Source organism: Hyphomonas sp. ske169 (genome assembly GCF_056850855.1).
In genome coordinates, this window is record NZ_CP096146.1 from 553,979 (window position 1) to 577,659 (window position 23,681).

At 54.4% G+C, this 23,681-nt stretch carries 15 protein-coding genes; 10 read left to right on the forward strand and 5 right to left on the reverse strand.

Annotation, left to right across the window (positions count from 1 at the left end):
* Positions 1-2: 2 nt before the first annotated feature.
* Complete coding sequence (locus MY069_RS02665; RefSeq protein WP_482795533.1) at positions 3-1,604, reverse strand: winged helix-turn-helix domain-containing protein; 1,602 nt, start codon at positions 1,602-1,604, stop codon at positions 3-5.
* A 239-nt stretch (positions 1,605-1,843) separates the two neighbouring features.
* On the opposite strand from MY069_RS02665, the gene MY069_RS02670 reads away from it, so the two are divergent.
* Both MY069_RS02670 and MY069_RS02675 read left to right on the forward strand, forming a co-directional pair.
* Entirely contained in the window at positions 1,844-3,316 is a 1,473-nt protein-coding gene (locus tag MY069_RS02670; protein ID WP_482795534.1) for a jacalin-like lectin, read from the forward strand.
* 22 nt (positions 3,317-3,338) lie between these two features.
* On the forward strand, positions 3,339-4,595 hold the full coding sequence (locus tag MY069_RS02675; RefSeq protein WP_482795535.1) for an FG-GAP repeat domain-containing protein: 1,257 nt from the start codon (positions 3,339-3,341) through the stop codon (positions 4,593-4,595).
* A 179-nt stretch (positions 4,596-4,774) separates the two neighbouring features.
* Here the strand turns inward: MY069_RS02675 and MY069_RS02680 are convergent, their stop codons facing one another.
* Entirely contained in the window at positions 4,775-6,496 is a 1,722-nt protein-coding gene (locus tag MY069_RS02680; RefSeq protein WP_482795536.1) for an alpha/beta fold hydrolase, read from the reverse strand.
* A 23-nt stretch (positions 6,497-6,519) separates the two neighbouring features.
* Positions 6,520-7,218, reverse strand: a complete 699-nt coding sequence (locus tag MY069_RS02685) for a hypothetical protein (protein WP_482795537.1) — start codon at positions 7,216-7,218, stop codon at positions 6,520-6,522.
* A gap of 132 nt (positions 7,219-7,350) precedes the next feature.
* Between MY069_RS02685 and MY069_RS02690 the strand changes: the two genes are divergently transcribed.
* From MY069_RS02690 to MY069_RS02705, 4 genes are read left to right on the forward strand one after another with little or no spacing between them, the layout of a single operon-like run.
* Positions 7,351-8,814, forward strand: coding sequence for a hypothetical protein (locus tag MY069_RS02690; RefSeq protein WP_482795538.1), 1,464 nt, complete (start codon positions 7,351-7,353; stop codon positions 8,812-8,814).
* Complete coding sequence (locus MY069_RS02695) at positions 8,811-11,384, forward strand: hypothetical protein (protein ID WP_482795539.1); 2,574 nt, start codon at positions 8,811-8,813, stop codon at positions 11,382-11,384. Before MY069_RS02690 ends, MY069_RS02695 begins: the two co-directional genes overlap by 4 nt.
* A gap of 36 nt (positions 11,385-11,420) precedes the next feature.
* Positions 11,421-11,939, forward strand: a complete 519-nt coding sequence (locus MY069_RS02700) for a hypothetical protein (protein ID WP_482795540.1) — start codon at positions 11,421-11,423, stop codon at positions 11,937-11,939.
* Positions 11,930-12,727: a hypothetical protein gene (locus MY069_RS02705; RefSeq protein WP_482795541.1), complete on the forward strand. Its 798-nt coding sequence runs from the start codon at positions 11,930-11,932 to the stop codon at positions 12,725-12,727. The genes MY069_RS02700 and MY069_RS02705 overlap by 10 nt, the downstream gene beginning before the upstream one ends.
* A 119-nt stretch (positions 12,728-12,846) precedes the next feature.
* Here the strand turns inward: MY069_RS02705 and MY069_RS02710 are convergent, their stop codons facing one another.
* Complete coding sequence (locus tag MY069_RS02710) at positions 12,847-14,097, reverse strand: NADH:flavin oxidoreductase/NADH oxidase family protein (RefSeq protein ID WP_482795542.1); 1,251 nt, start codon at positions 14,095-14,097, stop codon at positions 12,847-12,849.
* 67 nt (positions 14,098-14,164) lie between these two features.
* Here MY069_RS02710 and MY069_RS02715 point away from each other — a divergent pair, with 67 nt between their 5' ends.
* From MY069_RS02715 to MY069_RS02725, 3 genes are all read left to right on the forward strand, one after another.
* Positions 14,165-14,554 carry a MerR family transcriptional regulator gene (locus MY069_RS02715; protein ID WP_482795543.1) on the forward strand — a complete coding sequence of 130 codons (390 nt, stop codon included), beginning with the start codon at positions 14,165-14,167 and terminating at the stop codon, positions 14,552-14,554.
* A gap of 254 nt (positions 14,555-14,808) precedes the next feature.
* The gene (locus MY069_RS02720; protein WP_482795544.1) at positions 14,809-16,980 is read left to right on the forward strand and encodes a hypothetical protein; all 2,172 of its coding nucleotides are present in this window, start codon (positions 14,809-14,811) and stop codon (positions 16,978-16,980) included.
* Positions 16,977-20,921, forward strand: coding sequence for a hypothetical protein (locus MY069_RS02725; RefSeq protein ID WP_482795545.1), 3,945 nt, complete (start codon positions 16,977-16,979; stop codon positions 20,919-20,921). Before MY069_RS02720 ends, MY069_RS02725 begins: the two co-directional genes overlap by 4 nt.
* Positions 20,922-21,186: 265 nt before the next feature.
* Here the strand turns inward: MY069_RS02725 and MY069_RS02730 are convergent, their stop codons facing one another.
* On the reverse strand, positions 21,187-22,314 hold the full coding sequence (locus MY069_RS02730; protein WP_482795546.1) for an anhydro-N-acetylmuramic acid kinase: 1,128 nt from the start codon (positions 22,312-22,314) through the stop codon (positions 21,187-21,189).
* Between the two features lie 49 nt (positions 22,315-22,363).
* On the opposite strand from MY069_RS02730, the gene tyrS reads away from it, so the two are divergent.
* Entirely contained in the window at positions 22,364-23,617 is a 1,254-nt protein-coding gene (gene tyrS / locus MY069_RS02735) for a tyrosine--tRNA ligase (protein WP_482795547.1), read from the forward strand.
* Positions 23,618-23,681 lie beyond the last annotated feature (64 nt).

The window sequence follows — 23,681 nt, forward strand, 5'->3', positions numbered from 1 at the left end:
CCTTATGTCGCTGCCGATATTTCCAATAACTGATCGAGAATTTCCTTCGATTGCAAGTGATTAGGTGAGTTTGATATCCAGGCGTGCATCTCCTCAACAAATCGGCCAATGATATTTTCGTCGCCAAAATTCCTAGCTTGAACAATCGCAGATTTTGCTTGGTCATGCAGCCCCAGCCCCGTTTGAGCCCAAGCCAAAGAACAATGTGGCTGATAATAGTTTGGCGTTCGAACAATCGCGTCACGGCAGGCAGATTCGCCGGTTTCAAAATCCAGCATGAAGAGATGCGCCGTACATTTATAAGTTGCCCATAATCCAAATCTAGGATGGTGAGGGGCTCGTTGTTCGGCGGTTTCTATATCCTTCAGGCCTGATCTATCTGAGTATTTCAGGCACTTTTGCCACCCCAAGACGGCTAACGCGTGAGCGTTGCTGGGGTCTAGCTCGAGGGCACGTTTCAAATACCCGATCGCGTTCACTGGATTATGAAACATCGTACAAACGATACCCGCGCTGGTTAAAACATCCGGATCTGCGGGACGTATACTTAAAGCGTCCTCAATGAGACGATTGGCGCGCTGTCGAGTGGCCGCTTCGTCTTGTGTCCATTTGCTCACCACGTTTTGGCTCAGCTGAACCGCGAGCTCCGCTTTCACCAATGCGCTGTCTGGTGATAATTCAGAGGCTTCCGTGAGAAGCTGTTCGATGCGCTTTGCGGTGTCAGGTCCGTAGTTCGCCCTTAAACTTCGCGACAAGTGCACTCTTTCGAAGATGTCTTGAGAATAGATCTCCCGATCAATCTCACCATACCGGATCGGCACTTTTACAGAAGTTGATACCGCTGTTGCAATGCGAAGAGCGACTTCATCTCCAAGACTTGGGAAGTCCTCTAAGCTTACATTTATGCGATCGGACCAGATCAGTTTCTGGTTCTCAGCTTCGATCAATTCAACTCGAACCGAAACTTCCTGACGGGCCATTTGTAACGACGCATTCACCAGATAGCGTACGTTTAAGGCTCGCGCGATTTCCGTGTGCGGCGCAAGATTTTTGACGAAATAGGCTGTGGAACTTGCAGGCGCAACATTTAGCCGAGTGGAGCGCGATAACAGCGTCGTCAAATCATGCGTTAAGCCAGCGCGCAAAACGGATGTATTGGCAGAATCATCTACGTCACTGACAGGAATGACGGCGATAGAATAAGCGAACTGAGATGATTCAATACCGTTCGTTTCAGGATCGATTGCGTTCGCTCTCGAGTTTGATAGCGGCTCGCGCTTGACGTCGGCGACCAACCGATACCCCTGTTTGGAGACCGTTTTGATTATGTCTTTCAAGTCGTGATCTTCAGCGAACGACTTGCGCAGCATGTAAACCAAGCGGGTCAAGCTTTCATCGCTGCCGTCGCCATCTGGCCAAATACGATCCATCAGCTCTTCGCGCTTCGCGGTTGTGCGCGGCCGCTCGGCCAGGACTTGCAATAACGCCATGACCTTGGGTTCAACCGTTGAGCTCCCGGACGGACCATCGATCGTCAACGTTGATGGTTCAATCGAACACGAACCGATGGACAATCGATCAAATAGAAGTCGAGGTTTGTTCAACGAGTTAATTTCCGCAATGATGTCCGACGCTTAACGCACTTCCAAGTTAGCGACCTGGGCAAAATCCTCAATATGCCGACAGCGAGAAGATGCAGCGCCATCATATTTCCATCAGGATTTTTGATTTGGCCGCCGTTTAACTGTTCTCAGCCATCGCAATCACGTGCTGGAGCGTTGAAATCAGACCGATAATTCTCGTTGTCGAGTAATCGACAGAGATGTGCTCGGTCTCCCACGCTGTGATCCGCGATGTGACCAAGGGAGACACAATCAAGATGAAATTATTAGCCTCATTCTTTACCGCACATCGTCCTGCAACCCTGGCCTTGGGAGCCATCGGGCTGTGCGCAGCGCCAGCCATCAGTCAACAGTCACCGCCGGAGATTTCTGAGGGTGATGAACTCGTCTTTAGTTCCACACTGACCGCTGGTGACACAACCGGTGGCGGCGCGTGGGTCAACGAAAAGGATGTGCACTGGAAACGCGGCATCATCACAGCGATCGAGGTCTGCGCTGGCGCATATGTCAACAGTATCACACCCTATTATAACGGCATGCGCGGAACAACATTTGGCGGTGCCGGCGGGGATTGTGAGCGTTGGCCGGTTCCAGCCGATCAATACATCCAAGCTGTAGAAGTGTGGTCCGGTGCATGGATGAACAAGATTACGTTCCGAACCAACAAACTTCAAGAAAAGACTTTCGGAGGCGCCGGCGGCAATCGGAAAGTGTGGGAAGATCCTGAAGGCGGATCGCTTCGTAAGATTGATGGTAAATACGGCGATTTCATAAATGGCCTGAAGCTTGGGTTCACATACCCTTACTATATCGAGAATTTTCAGTATCCTCTGCTGAGCGATACCAGCAAGTTTGAAGAGTTCATAAAACCTCGCCCTCCAGAACGCGTTGATTATCAGGTCGTGAGCGCCTGTCGCGATAATCCGGGATCCTTCGCCCAACAGACCGTGACGGTTAGCGTAAACGAAAAAGAGACACATAGCTTCTCGTTTGGTGGATCAGCGACGATTGGCCTGGAAACGGAGGTCATGGCCGGGGTTCCCGACATAGCCTCAGCGACGGCTCGAACCAAAGCAGAGTTCTCAGTATCGTTTGAAGAGACAAACGCAATCGAGAAGGACTACGGCTATCAGGTCGAGCTACAAGGTCGCGCCGAAGGCGGTCAGAAGAAGGCCATCGTCACAACGATGAAAAAAGCCGATGTGTCGGTCCCATTTACCTACGATTTGATTCACTACAAACAAGGCAGGAAGAACCGCATCGTGTCGAAGCAGCCCTATAGTGGTGTGTATACAGGCGTTCGAGTGGCTGCTGTAGATACGGAGCAAATCGCGATTGACTGCGATACAGATCAACCAGTCATCGAAACGCCGCAGGGCTCAACACAAACCGCCTCCACACCGCCTGCAACGAACACGCCGACGGAGGTGACGCCTTACACAGTCACTACGGTAACAACATCGAGCGGCGCGGTTTTTCAATCGAACGATGATGGTTACTGGAATGAGCTATCAGAGACCGGGGACGCTCGCTTTACGTTCGAAGTTCTAGATCGCGACGACGATTGTGTATTTCTCATCGACGTTAATCGCGGCGTGATGATTATCCTCAATCTGACGCGCAACAAAGTTGAATATGCGCCCAATGCCGACGCTGAACCGTTCGATCTTTATGACATTGTCGGCAAATCGTGACCCCGGGAGCAGAGTTATAATCATGTCTAGTTCATCAAAAATCACTCCCATTCTCGCGACCGCTTTAACGCTCGGCTTTATCGGTCCTGCGGCGGCGCAAGGCATCACAGATTGTCAGTGGGGATCCGCCGGATACTCATGGGCAATGAAAACCCCGAACGGCACGCGTATCGCTACAGGTATTGGCGATGATGTGGTTCTTTATCCGCCAAGCAAATTAATGCCAGGTCGCGTAAGACCAGTCGGAAACTTTTGGAGCAACTCAGGATACAATTGGGTGGATGATTTCACCGGCGATGGTTACGACGACATCGTGTCGGCGAATGGAAACAACATTCAGATGCGTTTGCAGACGAACAATTTCCGCGTGAACGAGTGCAAAACGATCATCGCGCGAGGGGGTGAAAAGACCATTGAAATGAAGTCGCATGGGCTCTCTGGCTTCCAACGGGATACCTTGTCGATTTCGGGATTCTGGGGCGCTGCGGGCTATACCTGGACAGGCGATTTTGATGGCGATGGTCGAGCGGACATCGCCACCGCGTCAGGAAATCAGGTTCGGCTTCATTTCTATGACTTCACAGGCTACACAACGCCCGCGACGCGATGGCTGTATGATCTTGATCAGAGCCCAGCGGTCTACGAACGTGAGGCTGCTGATCCGCGGTGCTCCACGATTGCTGACGATTATGGATCGTTCTCCAGCAACACATGGACCGTTGCTGGGGGCTGGGGAGCAGCCGATTATTCATGGGCTGCAGACTTTGATGGCGACGGGGACGCGGACATTGCGACCGCAAGCGGCAGCAATATTCTTGTGCACCGCTCGAAGGGTGGTCGATCCGGCGGGTTTGAGAGCGAAAATTATTCGGTACCTATGCCTTGGGGCAGCGGAAGCTATACGTGGGCAGCTGACTTTAACGGGGACGGCAAGGCGGATATCGCATCTGCTAGTGGCGGCACGATGTCGGTCGCGATCGCTCAGCCGGTTGGCCAGAAGGGCGTATTATCCGGATTTGTTGTCGATCGACAAACAATCAATAATTGGTGGGGGGACGGCGCGTACACGTTCGCAGAAGACTTCACGGGCGACAAAAAGGCCGACATCGCAACGGCGAGATCATGCGATGTCAAAATGTCACCGTCGACGGGATCTGGGTTTTCGGCGCCTGTTGATTGGAATTTCGTCTTGAAGGCAAAATCAGGTGGAACGACGGGTGTGGGAAAGACCCCACCTACGAGCTGCGGTATGGGCGTCGTACTGGGATTTTGCAAATAGGAGCGCAACACATCGCGCGAAATCACGGCCCCTTCGATGTTTCAACTGCGCACACGCGCACGAATTGTCGGGAGATGTGTGAGGAAAAGCCCCTGCCACGCACAATGGCGAACAATGGTTCCCATTCAATTGACAGCACCAATTGAATGGGAACAACCCGCGGGGCGATAGGTCCTAGATTACGCGTGAACGAGACTCGCCCGCACTGCTCGCGGAAACGATTCTGCGTCGCGATAGACTTGCAACTGTCCGCTGCCTTCAGAAATCACGATGTCAACGTTTTCACGCTCCTTCGCGAAGGCCTCAATTCTCTGCACATTGAACATGTGGTTTTCATCCCCATGACAGAACACGATTGGCGCGCAAGTCTGCTCTAAGAGCGGCGACCAATCTCGTGCCCAGCGACACACATCGGCGACCAGTCGCTCGACGTCTTCGAATGAATACTCAATGATCTGACGGGTAATCTCATAAAAAGTTCGATCCGTCCTGGTCAGCTTCTGATCGACTGGGCAATCTTGAAAAAAATAGTCGACAACTCGCGCTTCACCAGCTTGCGACCGCTTGAAGTTCGCAGCAAAAATGCGATGTGGGACAATTAGAACTTCTGGGATGTAGCGAGCGGGTAAGAAGGTTCTGCGGAGTGATTTTGGCAGAGCCATAAGCTCACGGCGACCGGTGAATGGAACCCCTGTATCGATCAAGATAATGCCAGCGGTGCGGGCTGGAAAGTCTTGCGCGAACTGCAAAGCATAAAGTCCTCCGGAACAATGCCCGGCGATATGCGCGCGATCCCAATCCTCCGCCTGCAATATCGCCTCATAATCGCTGCTGAGTTCCGCCGGTCCATCCTTGGCAGAGCGGGGACTGGCGCCGCCGGACCCGGGCTTATGCACGCCGATCACACGAATATTCGCTTGCACGCATGCGTTTCGAAATTCCGGCGTCATTTCCGGAGGGGTGGTTGAGTGAATGAGCAAAACTGGCGTTCCCTTTGGAGCGCCATACTTTACGTAAGCGAGCTTGCGATCTCCAACGGAAAGGGTGTGTTGGGTGAGTTCTTTCGAGAGCGGGTCAATCCACGATTTCCCAACATCGGACGGCTTACTTGTCTTCGTCATCAGCTGCGTCAGCGTCGCCAGGAATAGAGCCAATTCTGTTTGACTGGACAGCCCAAGTTTGCTGAACACTTGGGTGAGCTGAGTGCGTACAGTCCGAACCGAGCGGCCGCGGATCTCAGCCACCTGGCCAATTGATCCAGTCTCTACCAAGCCTTCTAAAATTTCGATCTCAGCCGCGGTCAATCCATAAGCCGACTCTAAGAGCGGAATTAAATCCGCATTCCACGTCGCCTTTGCGACTTGAAGGGTCACAAATACGCTGACGCTGCCGCCTAGGTCCAAGAGCTCAGACTTGGACGCGACCGCAAAAATCGGAGTGTCCGACCTTGGCAGCGTCAAAGAAACAAGAACAGGCTCAGCATCTCCATTGGCTTTCAAAAGTTGATCAAACCGCCTTCGATCACTGGGCATAGTGAACAGTCCGGACAAACTGTCTTCATCGATCGGATAGATCCTGTCGAACATCTCATTGCGCGCCAGAACCCGGTAATTTCGGTCGATGACAGCTGCCGGAACAACTTGTTTATCGACGTGGACAATCGGGCTCTCTTCAGTCGTTATCGCCCCAACATCCAGGAATTGCCCAACCCGCCCAAAATGATCTCGGAACATCTGTTTCCAATCGGCGTCACCTGCTTCCAAACCGTCAGGGTTCGCATCAAGGAAATCATCCATGGCGGTCAAAATTGAGTCAATTTGCGAATGGTCGGCGATCGCCTCGTAAAGGCCGCTCAAGACTTGCGTCGCTGCCTGCTTCGCCAACATATCTCGATCCGGCATTCGCCCCCCAAACGTAGCGGGTCTCAGCCAGCGCCGGACCCTGCGATGATATCTTTCAACACAGTTTCGACCAATGGCGGGACGTCAAGTCCTGCGCGCTGTGAAAACAAGTCTTTGTGACTAATTCGGACAACGATATTGTCATCCAGAAGCGCATGTAGGGATGTCGCTAAACGATCGCCTTTACCCGGGCGACCACTGCCAAAACCGCCGATCAAATAGACGTCGTGACCCGCGACACTGCCGCTGAGATAGCTGTCGGGATTTGCCGTCATCCAATCTGCGAGCGTCGTTCTTTCTTCATCTGTGAATCGGACGATCTCATATTCAATGGTTTCTACATCAATTGGAACGTTCGCTGTCTCTTCATCCAGATACAGGGGCTCGACGAGACGCGCATAAGCCACATAGACTTGCTCATCGTTCATGACGTATGGTTTGTGCGTCGGTTTCACGCCGAACCCGCTCGGCAGGTCCGGCACGAGCGCAGCCAAGGATCCTGCACACGCCGCTGGGAACATTTCGGTCCGCCATTTGTTCGCCTCGATAAGGTCCTCATAGTCATACCGTGAGCTGACCATGACTCCGTTGCCTTTCTGCTCCGGTGGGCAATCAGTTGCTGCGGACGTCTTCGAGCCTGAGACACCCGGTGCATTGCCGCCTCCGCACGCCCCGAGCGCTATTGTTGCAACTGCCGATACTAAGGCTGTTTCTAAACGCATGTTCGTCTCCGTTGGAACTCCATCCGCCTCGGTATCCCGGCATAATTTTAGGCGCATGCGTCATTTGACGTATGCGCCTCAAGAGCGGCCTCTCTACCCTCTTCGGGAATCTACTTTTTTAGGAGGGAATTCATGCGCGCAGCCATTCTCGTAGCTCTTGCCGGCCTTGTATTTGTAAGTCTCAGCCCTTTCAGCTCAGCTCAGCCAACTGTCGCTGAAGCGTGCAGTTCTTTTGAGCGACCGAACATAGATTGCGCCTGCGTCGCGAGCCGCGCGGCTGTTTACGAGCGTGTTTCCACAGCACAAACCCGGCCGCTAATCGCAGAAGGCTATCTCTACGCGCTTGGGTTGGACAATTCCTACGAGGCCTCAATGGAGGCCATGATGAGCGATCCTCTGACGGCTATGGCTGCGATCGAAATGTACGATCAAGTTGGGGGGCGCCCGGAGAATATCAACGATTATGAAGAAGGTTGCGTGATCGCCGGCGCATCGCCATTAGCGCTATCAGCGCCATCTGAACCTGCAGCAGTCGACGAATACATCACTGCTTGCACAGCATCGACGGGCGATTCGCGGTTCTGCACCTGCGATGCTGCGCGCAAGGCATCACGCGTTTCTGATCTCGAGTTCGAGGCGTATTTCCGGTCATTCACCGATTATAGCGACAGCGATGCTACAACGGATGAGGAGATTACCGCAGCGCGCGCTAAGAATATGGGTATTAGCCCCACGCGATTCGACAGTTTGCAATCGAGCGCTCGCGACAAGATGCGTGAACATCAAAATGAAGATGATGCCTATTGTGCAGTCGTAACTTGGGCCGACGAAGAGCCTGGAGTAGACGCTGAAACACGCCTGGAAGCAGGATTCGAGCCCGGCCTCGTTGGCCGCCTGACACCGCAATCGCTGAATAGCTCCATTGCCTCAGATGCTGCCGCGGAGCCTCTCAACAAAGCCCGCGCCATCGTCGCCAATGCATGCACAAGTGATGGCAATAGCGAACAATACTGCGCCTGCTATAAAGCCGAGTTCGAAACCAAAGTCGTCGCTAAGGCCGCGTCACCTCGGATTGCGCTGGCTTGGGCGGTAATGGCAAGTGGCGGGTCGGGCATGGCCGGCAGCGAGCAGGTCACACTGATGCAGTCGATCCCGCAGGCCGATAATCAGGCGGCGGCGATGATGTTCGTGGAAACCATGGACATGGGCGAGAATTGCAACCAAGGCCCAGTCGCAGCCGCCCCGAAACTTACCGGCACACCGCGCGAACGGATGCTGAAAGTCTGCATTGCCGAAAATGAAGACGAGGCTCTTTGCGACTGCATGGTCACCAAGATGCAATCACAATTCACGCCGGATGATTTCGAGCTCATGGTCGATATTCGCGAAGCCGAACATCGAGGCGCCGAGGACGCTTTCGCTGAAGTTGCAGAGGAGCGTGGCCTAACCCGCGAAGAAGCCGAACAGGCGCTCATGAATAATCCTGCCATCATCGGTGCTAGCATGAGTATGGGCGCGGCGATGATGCAGTGCGTCGGCGGCATCCCCAATATGCAAGGTATCCCCGGCATGCCAAACATAGGGAATGGACAATGAGGCACGCGAAATGTCTCATCGCCGCGCTCGCAATAGCCATCGGGGCCGGATCGCTTCAAACCGCTAACAGCCAAAGCAATTTCTACGCGGTGCGTGCTGATCCAGCACAGGCAGACCGGCATGTGAGCGCAAATGGTGACAGCCTGGTCGTCGAAACAAATGTTGCTTTTTGGCAGAGAATAGAACCACTCATCGGTTCGAGCGGTCTTTGCGAAAATCTTAGCTCGAAAAGCATTCCTGCGGGCGCGCGGCTCAATTTCACGTCAGACTATATGGAGCTCGCTGTTCGTGGTTCTGCGATTGGTCTGAATTGGATGGAAGACAAAGGACTGGAGCCTCAGGCCGGAACCACTTTAAAGGTTGCCGACAAGCGCGCCCCTTCCGGTTATCCGATCTTTTGCGCGCTAAGTCCATTCAGCGAAGTCGTTGATATGTCGGGCCGACTACGCCCCGTCTTTTTTGATTTTGAGGTCGATCCGACAAACCGACACGCGGTCATGAAAGCCGTTGTGGACGTGGTTTATAACGGTCTTGAAAAGTCAGTGGGTTTCAATTGGCGGGCGCGCGTGCTTCTCGGTGCATCGTGGAATACTGCGCGATTGTGGGATTTCTCAAGACAGGCTGCGACTGGGTCGGGTCCTGCTCCAGAGTTTCTAACTGCCGCAGCCATTGATGCAATTGCTGTTGCGGCGCTTGAAGATGCCGAAGAATATTTGCTCGGTGATTATGAGGACATGGAGCAGCGCTTTCCTTACCTTCAAGGGAATTATTCACGGCGATTGACGGACTGGAAAGGAGAATTCTCCACGGTCGCGCCCGTTTCGATGCCGCTTCCAGCGACCACAGGCATGGCGATCACACCTGGTGGCAGCGCTGGACCACTTCCTTTGGCGCAGGACCAAAACGAAGAAGAAACCAAAGGCGCACTGATCCGCTATCTGATTGAGGTGCACCTGGAAGACGATTGGAGCCATCTGCCGAAAATTTTGGAAGCCGCGACAGATACCGACAATCCGGTCTCTGCGATTCATCAATATATCGACGAACAAGACGGAGATCTTTATCGCGGGCTGGAGCACGCTTTCCCGTCCTTTGTTGCTTATCATGGAAGCCGCGGCTTCAGTGAATTCAAAGGCAGGGTGAACCCCTCGAAATGGTTATCGGACGCGTTCGGCGATTGCCCAGAAGTGATTATCAATGAAGTCGAGCGAAGCCAAAGCCGGACAGTCGAAATCCTACCATTTGCCGCCCGGTGTTTCACAATCCGCTACGAGGCTAAGCACGCTGGCTGGAAAGGCGACATGCAAGTTCGAGCGCAAATCGCCAATGGACAGGCAGGTGATGATCGCATCGACGACGTCTTCTTTTCGGGCGCTGCGAACGGCGAAAACAATATCGTAAAATCTCTGCGCGATTGCAAAAGTTCGATCGATAGCGGCCACGAAACTCGCTGCATCTATATCCCCTCTACGCCTCCGAGCCGAGATGAGACAGGTGTGTTGCAGACGTTCTACAACCAGCCGCTAGAGCGGAAGTCGCCCGACGATAAGCGCTGGACCGTTGTTCTCGTTTCCTACGTGCCGACCGATGTCCGTCCTGGCGGAGTTGAAAGTCGACCAGGGGTGAATGTTGAGCTGACATGGTCCCTCGATGCCGTCATTGGCGAGCCAGGCGATCTTGCCGATATGGGTGATGGTTCACCGGGTGAGTTTGACCTGATGGACATGTCGACGGCGACTGTCGATCACGGCTCTAAAGTTGGCCTCGCACCAATTAGCACGTCCGGAAAAACGCCGGACTTTAGCTGGACCAATATCTTCGAAGGCATGGCCTCCCCGGTATCGGATGAGATCATGCAAGGCGCAGGCGCGACGTTGGATATGATGCTTTCCATCGTTGACGATGTGGGCGACGGGTTCGGCTACATCGTGACCGATCCGACGGTGCTGAAACCGGGCTTCACCGGCGAGACCGATGCGGTCATCCCCTTCGTTTCGAAGGACGGTTACATCGGCATCCCGGACGACGACTATAATGGCGCAATCGAGATTATCGAGAATACGCGCGACACGCTCTATTTCACCGCCGACGAGGGCTTCTGCATGGTCCCCGCAGCGGACCTTCCACAGATGATCGCGAAGAATATCGATGATATTTGCGAATACGGTGAACGGGTCACCGCAAAAGGCCAAGGCACGCTGGCATTTCCGCCAACGCGCCGCAGCGACACCGCTTTGGAGCCGCAAGAAACCGAAACCTATCACGGGCTCGTCAAGTTGCGTATGGCGGCGATCAATTCGCGATTTGGCGGCGCACTGTCACCAATCAGTACCCCCCCAATTCCCGGCCAGAATGGACCAGCGCCGAGCGATGGACGCGACGATACAGTGATTACAGGCGGCACCCAGCCGCCCGGGACATGTAGCGTGCGTACCACTTCCGGCGCGTGCGATTGTTCTTGTTCGGCGAAAGTATGCCTTGAAAGCAAACAGTCCAGAGGAACACTCGCCCCGCAGGAGAGCTCGTGTCGCCTGAGCTGCGGCAAAAAATGGAAACAGTGCACGCCATAGAGCGCGCCGAGCCTCGACCTGAAAAGGAGATTTCAAGTGCGATACGCAACACCCTTCGCCATCGCCATTTTGGCAGGTGCGGCACTGCCCGCACTCGCAGAAGAACAAGACAATCATGGCGTCGATGTATCGACGCCGGACGCACCCGCCGTCATCGAAACACCCGCCCCACCCGCGCCGCAGCCGCTATGCGAGATTGATCCGAACAATCCGATGGCGGGCTTCAAAGCAAAGGACCGGATGGTTTTCATCGATGCACCAGATGCTGAACCCGTTCGCGCCACAGCTCCGGTCGAGCATTGGCTCGCGGGGCGTTTGTCACGCGAAGAAACACCTGCGCCACTGACGAAGTCTTTTTGCCAGATCGGGATCACAGACATGGTGATCGACTATCACCATCCTGTCATAAACGATGATGCACTGATCGGTATTGCCTATCGCACCATTTATTCCTGGAACCCCGAAGATGAGTTTCCCGGCTGGCAACTGACTGGAATTGGCGAACGTTTTGAATGCGCGCGCGGTAAGGATGAGGAGACTGAATTATGCCTATAAAACCACGCCGGTCACCTATCGTGGCAATGGTCGCCGCCGTCGTATTGTCGGCATGTGGCAGCAGTTCTGACGCTGATGGAGCTCCAAATGAAATCGCCGGAGCCTCTACCCAGGCTGGGGCGGTGGAAGCGTCGAGCGCCGCACCGAACAAAGCCGAAACGCCATCCGCATCCCCTGTTTCGATCGATACCAGCCCGATCAACGCCGCGAATGCCTTCGAAGCAATTGAGCAAATCAATGAGCGTGATGAAGCGCGTCGCATGCTCGCCGGGCAGAGCGGCCAGAATATCGACGAACTGCTGATTGAAGTAAGCTGGCCATACGTCAATTGCACGGATGCCGCCTCGTTGATTCCGCCGCCGAAAGAGAGCTGGCGCCTGTTTGGTCTACCACGCGGCGAGTGGCCTCAAAACGCGGATTTTGCGCGGATCACTTACAGCTCAGTCGATGAAAGCCTGATGCCGGGCACACCTGAACATGGAGCCTCGAAGCAAAATATTGGGATCTGTATCAGCTCAGGCACACCGGACGTAGACGCGTTAAAAGACATGTATTCAAACGAACAACTTGCGCCGTTAATGTTAGAGCCCGGGCCATATAACTATCCGGTCCGCAAAACTCCCCCAGGGTTTCATGGGCGCGGTGTGTTGCTAGGTGACTATTTCGTCCAGCTCGATGGCACAGGAAAGGACATTGATGCTTACTTCGCCACCATCATCAAATGCGGTATCGATAGCGGCCTGCTCGCACCAGGGGTAGATGCAGCAACCCTGTTGGATACTCCTTAAGAGACATAAGGCGTCCTCCATGGAAAACCGCACTCGCGGAGAACCAGCAGGTCACTTTCTCTTGCCCCTAATCCAACTCAGAACGGGGGCTATGAGAAGGGCAAACAAGGCGGTCGTTATCATCGCTTCGCCCGCCAGGCTTTGTAGCGCTTGGTCAGTCGTTTAGCGCGCATCCGGTCCCAGGCTAAGCTGATCATTGGAGACAGGCGTGCGCCTGCTTTTTTGCCGTTTGCCATTCGCACAAGGTGGCGACGCGCAATTGCCGATATCGCGACCCCGGCCATGGTTTTGTTCTTCCATTCGACTCTTGGAGCTTCAACCTCGAGCGATCCTTCCTGGCGCCACTGGTTTGGCAAATCTGGAACCTGCGCCAGGGCTTTGGCGATCCCCAATACATCGACGCCGAATCCAGCCTCATCCTTGGCCAGGGCATCAACCGCGGTCGACTTTCGATAGATGCCACCGGTGACCATGATTGGCATTTCGGCAACCGTCGCAATATCGCGTGCGAAGTCCACGAAAAACGCTTCGCGTCGCGATGTCGAGCTGTCGTCGGTCTGCCCATACATGGCCGGGCTTTCATAGCTGCCGCCAGACAATTCGAGGAGATCGAGGCCAAGGGTGTTGAGCACTTTCGTCACCTCTTTAGCGTCCTCGAGTTGAAACCCGCCTTTCTGGAAATCGGCGGAATTCAGCTTCACAGAAACACAGAACTCAGGAGAGACCCGGGCCCGGACGGCTTTGACGGTTTCATAGAGAAAGCGCGCGCGATTTTCTGGAGTTCCGCCCCACCGGTCAGTTCGCGTGTTTGTGAGGGGAGACAGGAATTGGTTGATCAAATAGCCATGCGCGGCGTGAACCTGGACACCCGTAAAGCCAGCTTGTTCTGCCAATGCGGCGGTAGTAGCAAATCGATCAATGATCTCCAAAATCTCTGCATCCTCTAGCGCGCGCGGTACCGCCATCATCTTGGAATATTTTCCAAGATCCACACCAATCGGAGAGGCAGCAACGGCCTGTTCCCCCAGCGCCGCGTAGAGTTGGCGCCCCGGGTGATTGATTTGCATCCAGATGTGTCCGCCGCCTGAGCGTCCCGCCTCTGCCCATTTTCGAAACGGCGCGAGGTCGCTGCCGTGTTCGAGCACGACGCCGCCAGGTCCGGTCACCGCGCCAGGATCAATCATCACATTGCCGGTCAGGATCAGACCAACGCCGCCATCCGCCCAGCGCTGATATAGGGTTGTCAGTCGATTACCTGGGACTTGGCCGGGCTCGGCCAGATTTTCTTCCATAGCGGCCTTGCAGAGCCGGTTTGGCAACTCGGCCCCATTGGGCAGCATGAGCGGCGAGAACAGATTTGGTGGGGTCATGTCGATTCCATTTGCGTTGGTTCGACAACCCTTATCAACCTTGAAGTATACTTTAAGGTCAAGCGCTATGAAAATTGGTCAACTGGCACGCGATACTGGGCTCTCAGCCTCGCGCATTCGTTACTATGAGAAAGAAGGCCTCATCCCGTCGCCTGGACGCGGATTGAATGGCTATCGAGAGTTCGACAAAAACACCGCTGAACGCCTGCGCATACTCGACCTCGGCAAGTCGCTGGGGTTCTCTTTGGCGGAACTCCGCAATTTGCTGCCCGAACAGCTCGATGCCTCATTGTCCCGGCCGGCGATCATCGAAGCTCTGCACGAAAAGGTTCGCTCGATTGACGAACACATCAACCAGCTCAAGGCGACTAAGAAGCGGATCAACCACGCGGTTAATGTGCTGAACAATGTCGAACCTGATTGTGACGCACCAAATGTAGATGTGATTCAACTTTGAACAGGCCCTAAAGTCGCTCGCTGTTTCCGAGTGGCGCAAAAAGGAATCGTTCGCTCAGCGATTACGGAAGGATGAGTGTTGGGTGCGTTGATACTTTAACAGGCTGAATGTCACCAGTGCGATTGGAATGTTCTGACGGCTAAAAAATCTGTTGGACAGAGACGATAGCGCTGTTGGGAAACGGCCCATACTTCACTTTTTTGCCCTTCCGGCGCATAATTCGCGGAAAGATCGCTTCGATTGGAGGACGATTGGTGGGGAAACATAAACGCAAGGCAGATCCAGCCCAGCTGAATGGTTATCAATGTAAGCTGGGGTTATGGCGGAGCTGTACAGCGCTGTTGCTGCTTCAAGGCGGCGTCGCTGCGGCGCAAAATGAACCAAATGGTCCCATACCTCCAGAATTCGAATTTGAGATGCCTGACTTTCCCGAACTTGAGGCCCCAGAAATTGCCGAATTTGATGTGTTGTTACCAGGCGACAAGGATCCAATTCCCGACGCGTCTGATGCGGATATTTTGCTAAATCTAAAGGTCACGCGAAGTGGCGATGCTGATCTTAAAGTAGATACGTTTTTTTATGAGGGCCAACAATATTGGCGAACGAATGAAGAGACACACTGGACCTATGGACCCTATGCGCTCGAGGCGCGTCTATACGCAAATACCGATCACTCCGAGGTAGATGGCCGCCAAACCATTTTGAGGTTTTTGCGGCAATGGGGCGAGCATCGCGATCACTATCTGAATATTCTTGAGAGCTATGCGCAGGCACGCACTTATAGCGGCGTCGATCCTGAACGAAAAGCTTACTATGCGAAGCTTGATGCAGAAATTCGGCGCATCGTCGAAGCTGCCCGATTGCTCGCTAATGATGTCGCGTTCTTAGCAGCCCTCATGGAAGGTCAGCGGACTTATGATCTTGGCACAGAGCGATACGGCCCAATCGATGAGCGGTCGCCGCTCACCGCGCAAATTAGTTTTGCGGGCGCTCAGGTACGTCAACACTTCCAAGGTGGGAAAACCTATTTCGGCCAGTTCGACGGCGTTCAGGACCAAACCGTAGAGCGTACGATCCTTTCGTCCGAGTTTGAGACCGTCCCTGGCATTCCCGAGATCGCGCCGCTTGCGCATTTTGATGGCCCACCGCCAAAGTTTGAGTTTGTGCCGAATGTGTCATTGTCAGTATTCGATGTGAGTAGATGTCAAAGCGATCAATTGGAAATTCTACTCTTAAGCTTAGACAAACGATTCACCGATCTAACCCCCAAGCCGGTGTCGGCGTTTGACTTCGATTCTAAAGAAACTGAATGGTACGAAGAAACCACCCGGCCGATCCTAACCCGGATATTTCGCGAGACGTATCGCCAAGCCGTTTATGAAGCTGTGCGCTATGCGTGGGCATTTTCGGATGCCGAGATGCCAGCAGACATGCAGCTAAGCGCGAGGGAGTTCGATCAGCAGAAATATATCTGGCATTCCCCATATGAAAGCCCTGCATCCAAAGAGCTTTGGGTCGATTATAATGGTGTTCCGATCATCAAAGATGGGGCAAATCTACGCCTGCCCACAGATCTAAACGGTCGGCATTTGCGCGTTTATGTTGCTGAGGCGGGCGGGCGCTCCCCCGCCGATCTTTGGAATCTGTACACGTATAAAGGGTTCAACCAAGTATCTCTGCAAAAGACGATGAGCCCCGGCACAAAACACGACATCCTCACATGGGAATATGGAAATTCTCAAGAAGGCCGCGCGGAATATGAAATCGTAAGATACGGGGATCGCAGGATCAACACGTACGAGATCTCTGAGATTGAGCCGGCTTGGAGAGGCGGTGCCTATTCCCACACGATGCAAACCGATGCAGGTATGATCGGATACAACTGGGAACAACCTCGAACCCCGCGTGTCTTCAAACAGGCTGATCTTCGGGACACGTCTCAAGGCAATCTGTCTGACTATTACCGCGCGCCGAAAATGCACCTTTTGAAATCTCAGACCGAATCGGGAACGGTTTCGGCTAAATTGGCACTGCGATACTCAAGAGAACTGTCAGACCCAGAAATGGGCAATATCGATCGCGGCACCCAAAACGTTGAGATCGAATTGGAGGTTAAACCGGCGAGCGCACGGTTGCCCGACGCATATTGTCCTGGGCCGGTCTTGGATGAAGCGCCTGAACTTCGTCTGGTGCAAATGTGGGCGACCCAAACAGACGGAACATTTAGCACCGAGTTTCGACCCGTCGATCAGATGTGGCCGGGGCATCCTTATTTCATTGAAGCAGAGTTTGAAGAGGCACCTCCGGAGGAAGCTTATCGGGTTGAGGTAAGTGGTCGCGGAACGGTCTTGATCAAGCGAACAAAAAAAGATGATGCACTCTTCCGCAGTGAAATGATTACGTTTGATCCGGGAGCTCAGCCATGATGAAAGCCTGTTTTTCCGCGCTGTTTGCTTTCCTCAGTTTTTGCGTCTTAGCGGCGCCTTTATACGCTCAACCGAATGCTGTCTCTCAGCCGGAATTTTCGACGCTGAATGGCGGTTGGGTCATTTCGTATAACGATCACCAGGCTGGCTTGATTCAAGGCCGCGCCTATTTTGATGTGGATATTGATTACGGCACAGTCACGTTTCAGCTGCCGGATGGAACCGCTCAAACCCTTCGCGCGCAATCAGTAAGTCTTCAAGGCGATGCCTTTCGCGTGGTTTGGACTGCCGATACAGAGGGGGTAAATCCAAACTTTCATCCGGTGGGTCAGCCCGTAAATGCGGCCGGTAGTACGTTCACCCTAAAACTCGGCGAGAGCACACATGAAGCCCGTCTCGGGACGCCGCCTGGTCTTGACCAGACGATTACATCTGACCTCGTTTACAACGCAGCCAATAACAGTCTGGCGGGCACGTGGTCGCAATCGGTTGATGCACTGACCGCTCAGAGTGGTGGCGCGAATAGAGTTGGTTTTTTCGAATTTGGCGCGTTCAATGTTGGTGGCGCGATGATGACTGGAAGTGAGGCATGGTCGCGGCCTGTTCCGGAAATCAAAGATGCTTTTGTCATCCGCGAGCAGTTTGCCATGGGTTTGCTGGGCCCCGCCTATCCTTACCCGTTCAATACCGGCAGCGAAGTCGATGTCTACGACACCAAACGCTATGTATTCGTGTATGGGAAAAACTTGCCGCACCGGCGTGGAGAGCGCATCGAAATCACCAGTGAAGACGATAAAGTCGAGTACTATGTCTATGCGCTAAAGAGCACGTATGAGCGCGATGGTGCTCTGGCTGATCGAGAATTGCTTGATCGAGCTCTGGAACGCGTCGATCTCACAACCCAACAAGAGAAGCCGCGATATGAGCGCGAACCGGGTGACGATTTCATGATCCTTGAAGCGACGCTCAAGCCGGGCGTTTTGCCTGGCTATAAGGGGCTCGCGATCAATGATGTCGACACGGCTTGGACGTTACGGTTTGGCGACCATCGCGCAACCATTGCCTTTGCGCGAGACTTGACCATCGATTTGGAGCCGCAGCTTCGCGCCAATGCGATTTTTGAGACTGAGCTCACAGACCTCGTGTACACGCCTGAAGAAATCATTGTCGAACTATACGCGGAAACGGACCTTCCGTTTGATGAGTTTCAGATTCTGATTGGCAAGAATGGGAAGCAACTTAAGTTCGGTGACCAACTCGGCATCACCGTCAAGAAAGATACTGAACGTAGCAATTCCAGGGTCTATCGCTCCCCCCCTATTCACCTGATTACACCTGGAACTGAGGCGCTGTACCCGACAGGGACGCTCATGGTTCCGGCGGTAAACGGTGACACCTTGCATGCAAGACTGGGCGGTGCGCCAATTCTAGATCTTTCAAGTGCTCTGACAAATGTCAAAGTTCTCGATAAACCATCAAATCTACTGAAGATCATTGAGGGCGGAGCAGCGCCGGAAATGATTTCCTGGCGCGGCGCGCTGCTCAAGTCCGCGAATTGTGCCGGAATTGATAATCCGGAACGATATTCCGATCTCGAACTCGCGCGCAAAGAAGCCGACGATTACAGCGATGTGGTCATCAGCAATATCTGGCGCGACGTCGAAACCATCCTCAATACTCGCATTAAAGTTGGGGAACATGCAGGCACGATCGCCCTGCGCCCTGTATTCCGGTCGATGTTGAAATCTGCGGAAGCTGTTTATGCCGAAGATCTCGGCGATGAAGCGACAGCCGGTTTGCGCAGCAACCTGCGACAGGCGGTGATCAAAGGGGATCATCCGCTCTCTAAGATAGTGGTGAAAGATCCTCGTGGTGAGGAACTGTTTTTGTCGCTCACATTTTACGATGACTATTTGGAGGAGAAGTATGACCTCAGGGGAGACAAAGCGCTCAAATACCAAATCACTGCGATGCGTGAGGCGCGGCGAAAACTCCTAGCTGAGATCAAAGGCTCTATCGAAAAGATCGATGAGACCGATGAGTGCGATGTAAAAGACATGCTCTATCTGACCGGGTTCGGAACAGATGTCCTGAGGCGCCGCACCTACGCGTCCTTGATGAAGCTCAAAACCATAACCGAAGATCGGATCGATGCGGGCGGCGCCGTGATCCCAACATCTCGCACGCAATGGGTGGCGAACCGACAAGCTCGAGCGCATGTCTCAAATGTTGCCCTCTACGCTCAGACGCTCAAAGAACAAGAGCGCGTGAGCGATGATGAGTGGGACAATTATCTTCTCACGTTGAGCCTGATGTCGATTCCGATCGGTATTGGCGCAGAACTTCTCGCCATTGAAAGCGTGGTCTATGCGACCGCAGTTCTCGATTTCACCGATCTTGCGCTGAACATTGTGCAAGAATCCTCCAAGCAATATGCTGAATCTGTTGAACTCGAATTTGCCCGCGGTGCACGCGTCGCGATCGGCGATGCAAGACTCCACCAAGCGATGCGAGACGATAGTTCGGCGTTGGTCTCGTATATCAAAACGGCGGCGTCGTTCATTCAGGTTGGTTTTGCGGTAAAATCGATCGGGTCAGCGGCGGAAATGCAACGCTCGATTATACGCGGCAATCGCACTACAAAGCGGATTTTCGCCAACCGCGGCACATCGAACTTGGAAGAATTCAATAAGCTTTCTCCCAGGGCGCAGAAAGATGTGCATCGCACCATCATTTCAGCCATGCATAAAGAAATGGATCTGGGGCGTAGATTCCTAAACGCGGATGAGCTCCGGGCATTAAACTTCGAACGCATAATCTATCGGGAAGAATTGGTCGCCGGTGCTATCGGACCGGTGCGTCCTGCGTGGGCACAGGGCCTGACATCCGACGCGATATTGCGCTTGGACGACATGGTAACGCGCCCCGATATCCAGCGGCTGGTAAGCGAAAACCCACGCGTGATGAACCGGCTTTTAATGGATGATGATGTCTTAGACATTATCCGTCTGCCGCAAGACAGTTTGCAAAATCTCGAACGCGCCGTAGCCCGCCACCGAAACCGTGCACCGTCGCGGGGGCCCGCTTTCGTTGATCAAGCCGCGCCTGCGAATGGCAATCCCGAAGGCCTCTATTTTAGAACCCAAACAGCGCTTGAAGATGGCGAAACAACCGTCGTTTCACACGTTTATGCTGGGCACGCTGAAAGCGGTGTCGTCTATGGCCAATTTGTTCGCGCACGCACCAGCGATACTGTCTTCGATACCGGGAAGGACTTCTTCGTTTTCGACATGGCGCAGGCCAATCGGATGGCATTGCCGGATGAACTCTTAGCCACGCCTGGAAAATTTGTGCCCGGTAGTCCGCGACTGGATATGCCGCAATTGCGCGAACAAGTCCTCAGCGCGCCGGGCAGTCGGTACCGAGCCGGACCGCGCTGGGTCCCAGATGTCCAAGTGCCGTTGCGAGACGGAGGGCCCGGCGTGCCGTTCGTGATGTGGGGCAATATGCACACCTATAAAGCGCTCGGGTTTAGCTATGCCGATCCGCAAGCTGCGGGAATCATGCTGAAAAACGTGCTTAGCGCGAATACAATTGGGGAACTGTCCTGGCTGCGGCACACTTATCCAACCAAGTCCGTGGACGAACTGTTCCGCTATACGCTTTCCTATCGTTATGCCCAAAACACCGCAGAGCAATTGGGGTTCAGGATTTCGGAGGTAAAAGTCGTGGGCGCCGTCCCCGGTGAGCCGGGGTTTTGGGGCGCGTCCTATCGACTCGACGAATTGGTGAACCATCATCGCTGGTTCGATCCAGGCGGCGCAAGAACCATTCAAGAAGCCGAAGCAGCGAAACAAAAATTCATCGAGACATATACAATTCCGGGCAACCCCAAACTGCCTCAATCTTTCAATGTTTATTTGAAGTTTGAGCCACTCTGACATCGAGCATTGCGTCCTGTACGCGCTCCAAAATAGACGAAGGTAATTTCGACTTCGCTCAGGATGAGGCTTAAAGGGGACATCGCCGCCGCGCGCGTCACCCTCGACAGCCATAGGCTGTCTGAGGGCTCATCTCGGGGTGTTTCCGCGGGTGGAAAATTCGCGTGATGGATCCTCAGACCGCTTCGCGGTCGAGGAAGACGCAGATATCCGCATATTCGCATTGAACTCAGGATGAGTTTGAAAAGAGCGCCTTACCAAAGCCCTAGCGTTCGATCCGTCCGCCGCTCATCGGCTCAGGCGCCCCTGTCGTTTTCGGCCAAGAGATGGGCAATCCGCGAAGCGTCCGTGCAGCGAGAAACGCGAATGCTTCCGCTTCTATGGAATCGCCGCGCCAGCAGACTTGTTCGGCGGTCAGGACCTGGCACGGCACCACCTCTGCCAACATCCGCATCAGTGTTGGATTGTGCCGACCACCACCGCACGCGATCAAACGCTCTGGCATTTCAGGCAATTGGCTGAGCGACTGCGCTACCGCATGCGCAGAAAATGCTGTGAGAGTCGCGGCGCCGTCCTCTAAAGAAAGCCCGCGCGCCATGCTGGCATTAAAATCATACCGGTCGAGCGATTTGGGCGGCGGGGTTTGAAACCACGGATGCTCTAAGAGCTGCGCCAATAAGCCCTCATGCACACGCCCGCGCGCGGCAAGTCGTCCGCCCGCATCATGGGTGCCCGCTTCATGGCCTTCGACCCATTCATCAATCGGTCCATTGGCGGGTCCGGTATCAAAGGCGAGCATTTCGCCGCCGGCCAAGCACGCGGTCACATTCGCGACGCCGCCGAGATTAAGCACCGCGCCCGCGGCTGCACTCTCCCGCTCAAGCAACGCTCTATGATAGACCGGTGCCAGCGGGGCACCTTGACCGCCTGCAGCGACATCGTCGCTTCTAAAATCATAGGCGAGCGGCGAGCCCAGCTTTGCTTGCAAAGCCGGCGCATCGATCAATTGCAAGGTTGCGCCGGGAACCAAATCGGTTGGCGGGCGGTGCAAGACAGTTTGCCCGTGCACACCGACCAGCGCGACCTCAAAGCCGTCGGCTTTCTCGCGTAGAGCCTCCCATGCCGCCGCATGGGTTGAGACCACCACCTCGCGCGCCGCTTGAAAGGCGGCCTCGGGCTGAGGGCCGGTCCAATTCCAATCGAGCGCGGCGCGGGTCGCAATCTGCAAAACCTCGCGTTCTTCGCGCGTATATTTACGCTCAACAGTCGGGCCAAAATCCAAAACGCGCTCGCCGTCCGTGAGGATTAGAGCGCCATCCACGGCATCAATTGAGGTGCCTGACATGAATCCAGCGACCCAAATCGGCTCAAATTTTTCCGTGGGCGTATTCAAACCCCTGCCATCCCATGCTAACCGCGCCGCTTCACCAAGGACAAATGTGATGAGCGACTACAAATCCGACTTTCTGCACACGCTAGAGGAACGCGGCTACATTAAGCAAGCCACCCACACAGCGGAACTCGACGCCTATTGTTCGAACGGTGTACCGGTGGCTTATATCGGATTTGATGCGACCGCGGACAGCCTTCATGTCGGCTCGCTTGTCGGGATCATGATGCTACGCCGCTTGCAACAAGCGGGCGGTAAGCCTGTCGTCCTGATGGGCGGCGGCACGACCAAAGTTGGCGACCCGACGGATAAAGAAAAGTCTCGTCCAATCCTGACCGACGAACAAATCTCCTCGAACATTTCCGGCATCAAGAAAGCGTTTGAACCCTTTCTGACCTTTGGCGACGGCCCGACTGATGCGATCATGGTCAATAATGATGATTGGCTGAGCAAAATCGGCTATATCGAATTCCTGCGCGATATCGGAAAATACTTTACCATCAACACGATGGTGAAACAGGACACAGTTGCGCGTCGCCTGACCAATGAGCAGCCGTACACGTTCTTGGAGTTCAACTATTTGCTGCTCCAGTCCTACGACTTCTTAGAGCTGTCGCGCCGCCATGGCTGTTTCTTGCAAATGGGCGGCTCGGACCAGTGGGGCAATATCGTTGGCGGCACGGACCTCATCCACAAAGCCGATGGCAATCAGGGTTTCGGCCTCACCTGCCCGCTGATCACGACGGCGTCCGGCGGCAAGATGGGCAAGACCGCCGATGGTGCGGTATGGCTGAACGCTGAGAAACGGAGCCCTTACGAATATTGGCAATTCTGGCGCAACACTGAAGACGCGGATGTCGGCCGGTTCCTGAAACTGTTTACCGATTTGCCGCTGGATGAGATTGCCAAACTGGACGCCTTGGAAGGCGCCGACATCAACCAGGCCAAGATCGCGCTCGCAAACGCGGCGACGACGATGTTGCATGGCGAACAAGCGGCGAAAGAGGCTGAGGCCGCGGCCAGCAAAGCCTTCACCGGCGGCGGCGTCTCGGCCGACTTGCCGACCTTCGAGATCGCCAAATCCGAACATGCTGATGGGCCGACGACAACCGCCCTGCTCCGCGCGGGTGAACTCGTAGCCTCGAATGGCGAAGCGCGCCGGAAAATGAATGAAGGCGCCGTGCGGGTGAATGATGAAAAGATCGCGGCGGACCAGGCCCATGCTTGGGACGACGTCCTGTCAGATGTCGATGCGTTCAAAGTGCAAGTCGGCAAGAAGCGGATCGCTTTGGTCAAGCCCGTTTAGGCGCACCTATTGTTCCCTATTTTCACCGCCGACCCCAGCGAAGGCTGGGGTCTAGGGAGAAATA

Bases quoted from the DNA above. Each gene is read 5' to 3' on its own strand.
- MY069_RS02675 (WP_482795535.1), top strand. From the start codon at position 3,339: ATGTCTAGTTCATCAAAAATCACTCCCATTCTCGCGACCGCTTTAACG.
- MY069_RS02680 (WP_482795536.1), bottom strand. From the start codon at position 6,496: ATGCCGGATCGAGATATGTTGGCGAAGCAGGCAGCGACGCAAGTCTTG.
- MY069_RS02685 (WP_482795537.1), bottom strand. From the start codon at position 7,218: ATGCGTTTAGAAACAGCCTTAGTATCGGCAGTTGCAACAATAGCGCTC.
- MY069_RS02690 (WP_482795538.1), top strand. From the start codon at position 7,351: ATGCGCGCAGCCATTCTCGTAGCTCTTGCCGGCCTTGTATTTGTAAGT.
- MY069_RS02695 (WP_482795539.1), top strand. From the start codon at position 8,811: ATGAGGCACGCGAAATGTCTCATCGCCGCGCTCGCAATAGCCATCGGG.
- MY069_RS02705 (WP_482795541.1), top strand. From the start codon at position 11,930: ATGCCTATAAAACCACGCCGGTCACCTATCGTGGCAATGGTCGCCGCC.
- MY069_RS02710 (WP_482795542.1), bottom strand. From the start codon at position 14,097: ATGACCCCACCAAATCTGTTCTCGCCGCTCATGCTGCCCAATGGGGCC.
- MY069_RS02715 (WP_482795543.1), top strand. From the start codon at position 14,165: ATGAAAATTGGTCAACTGGCACGCGATACTGGGCTCTCAGCCTCGCGC.
- MY069_RS02725 (WP_482795545.1), top strand. From the start codon at position 16,977: ATGATGAAAGCCTGTTTTTCCGCGCTGTTTGCTTTCCTCAGTTTTTGC.
- tyrS (WP_482795547.1), top strand. From the start codon at position 22,364: ATGAGCGACTACAAATCCGACTTTCTGCACACGCTAGAGGAACGCGGC.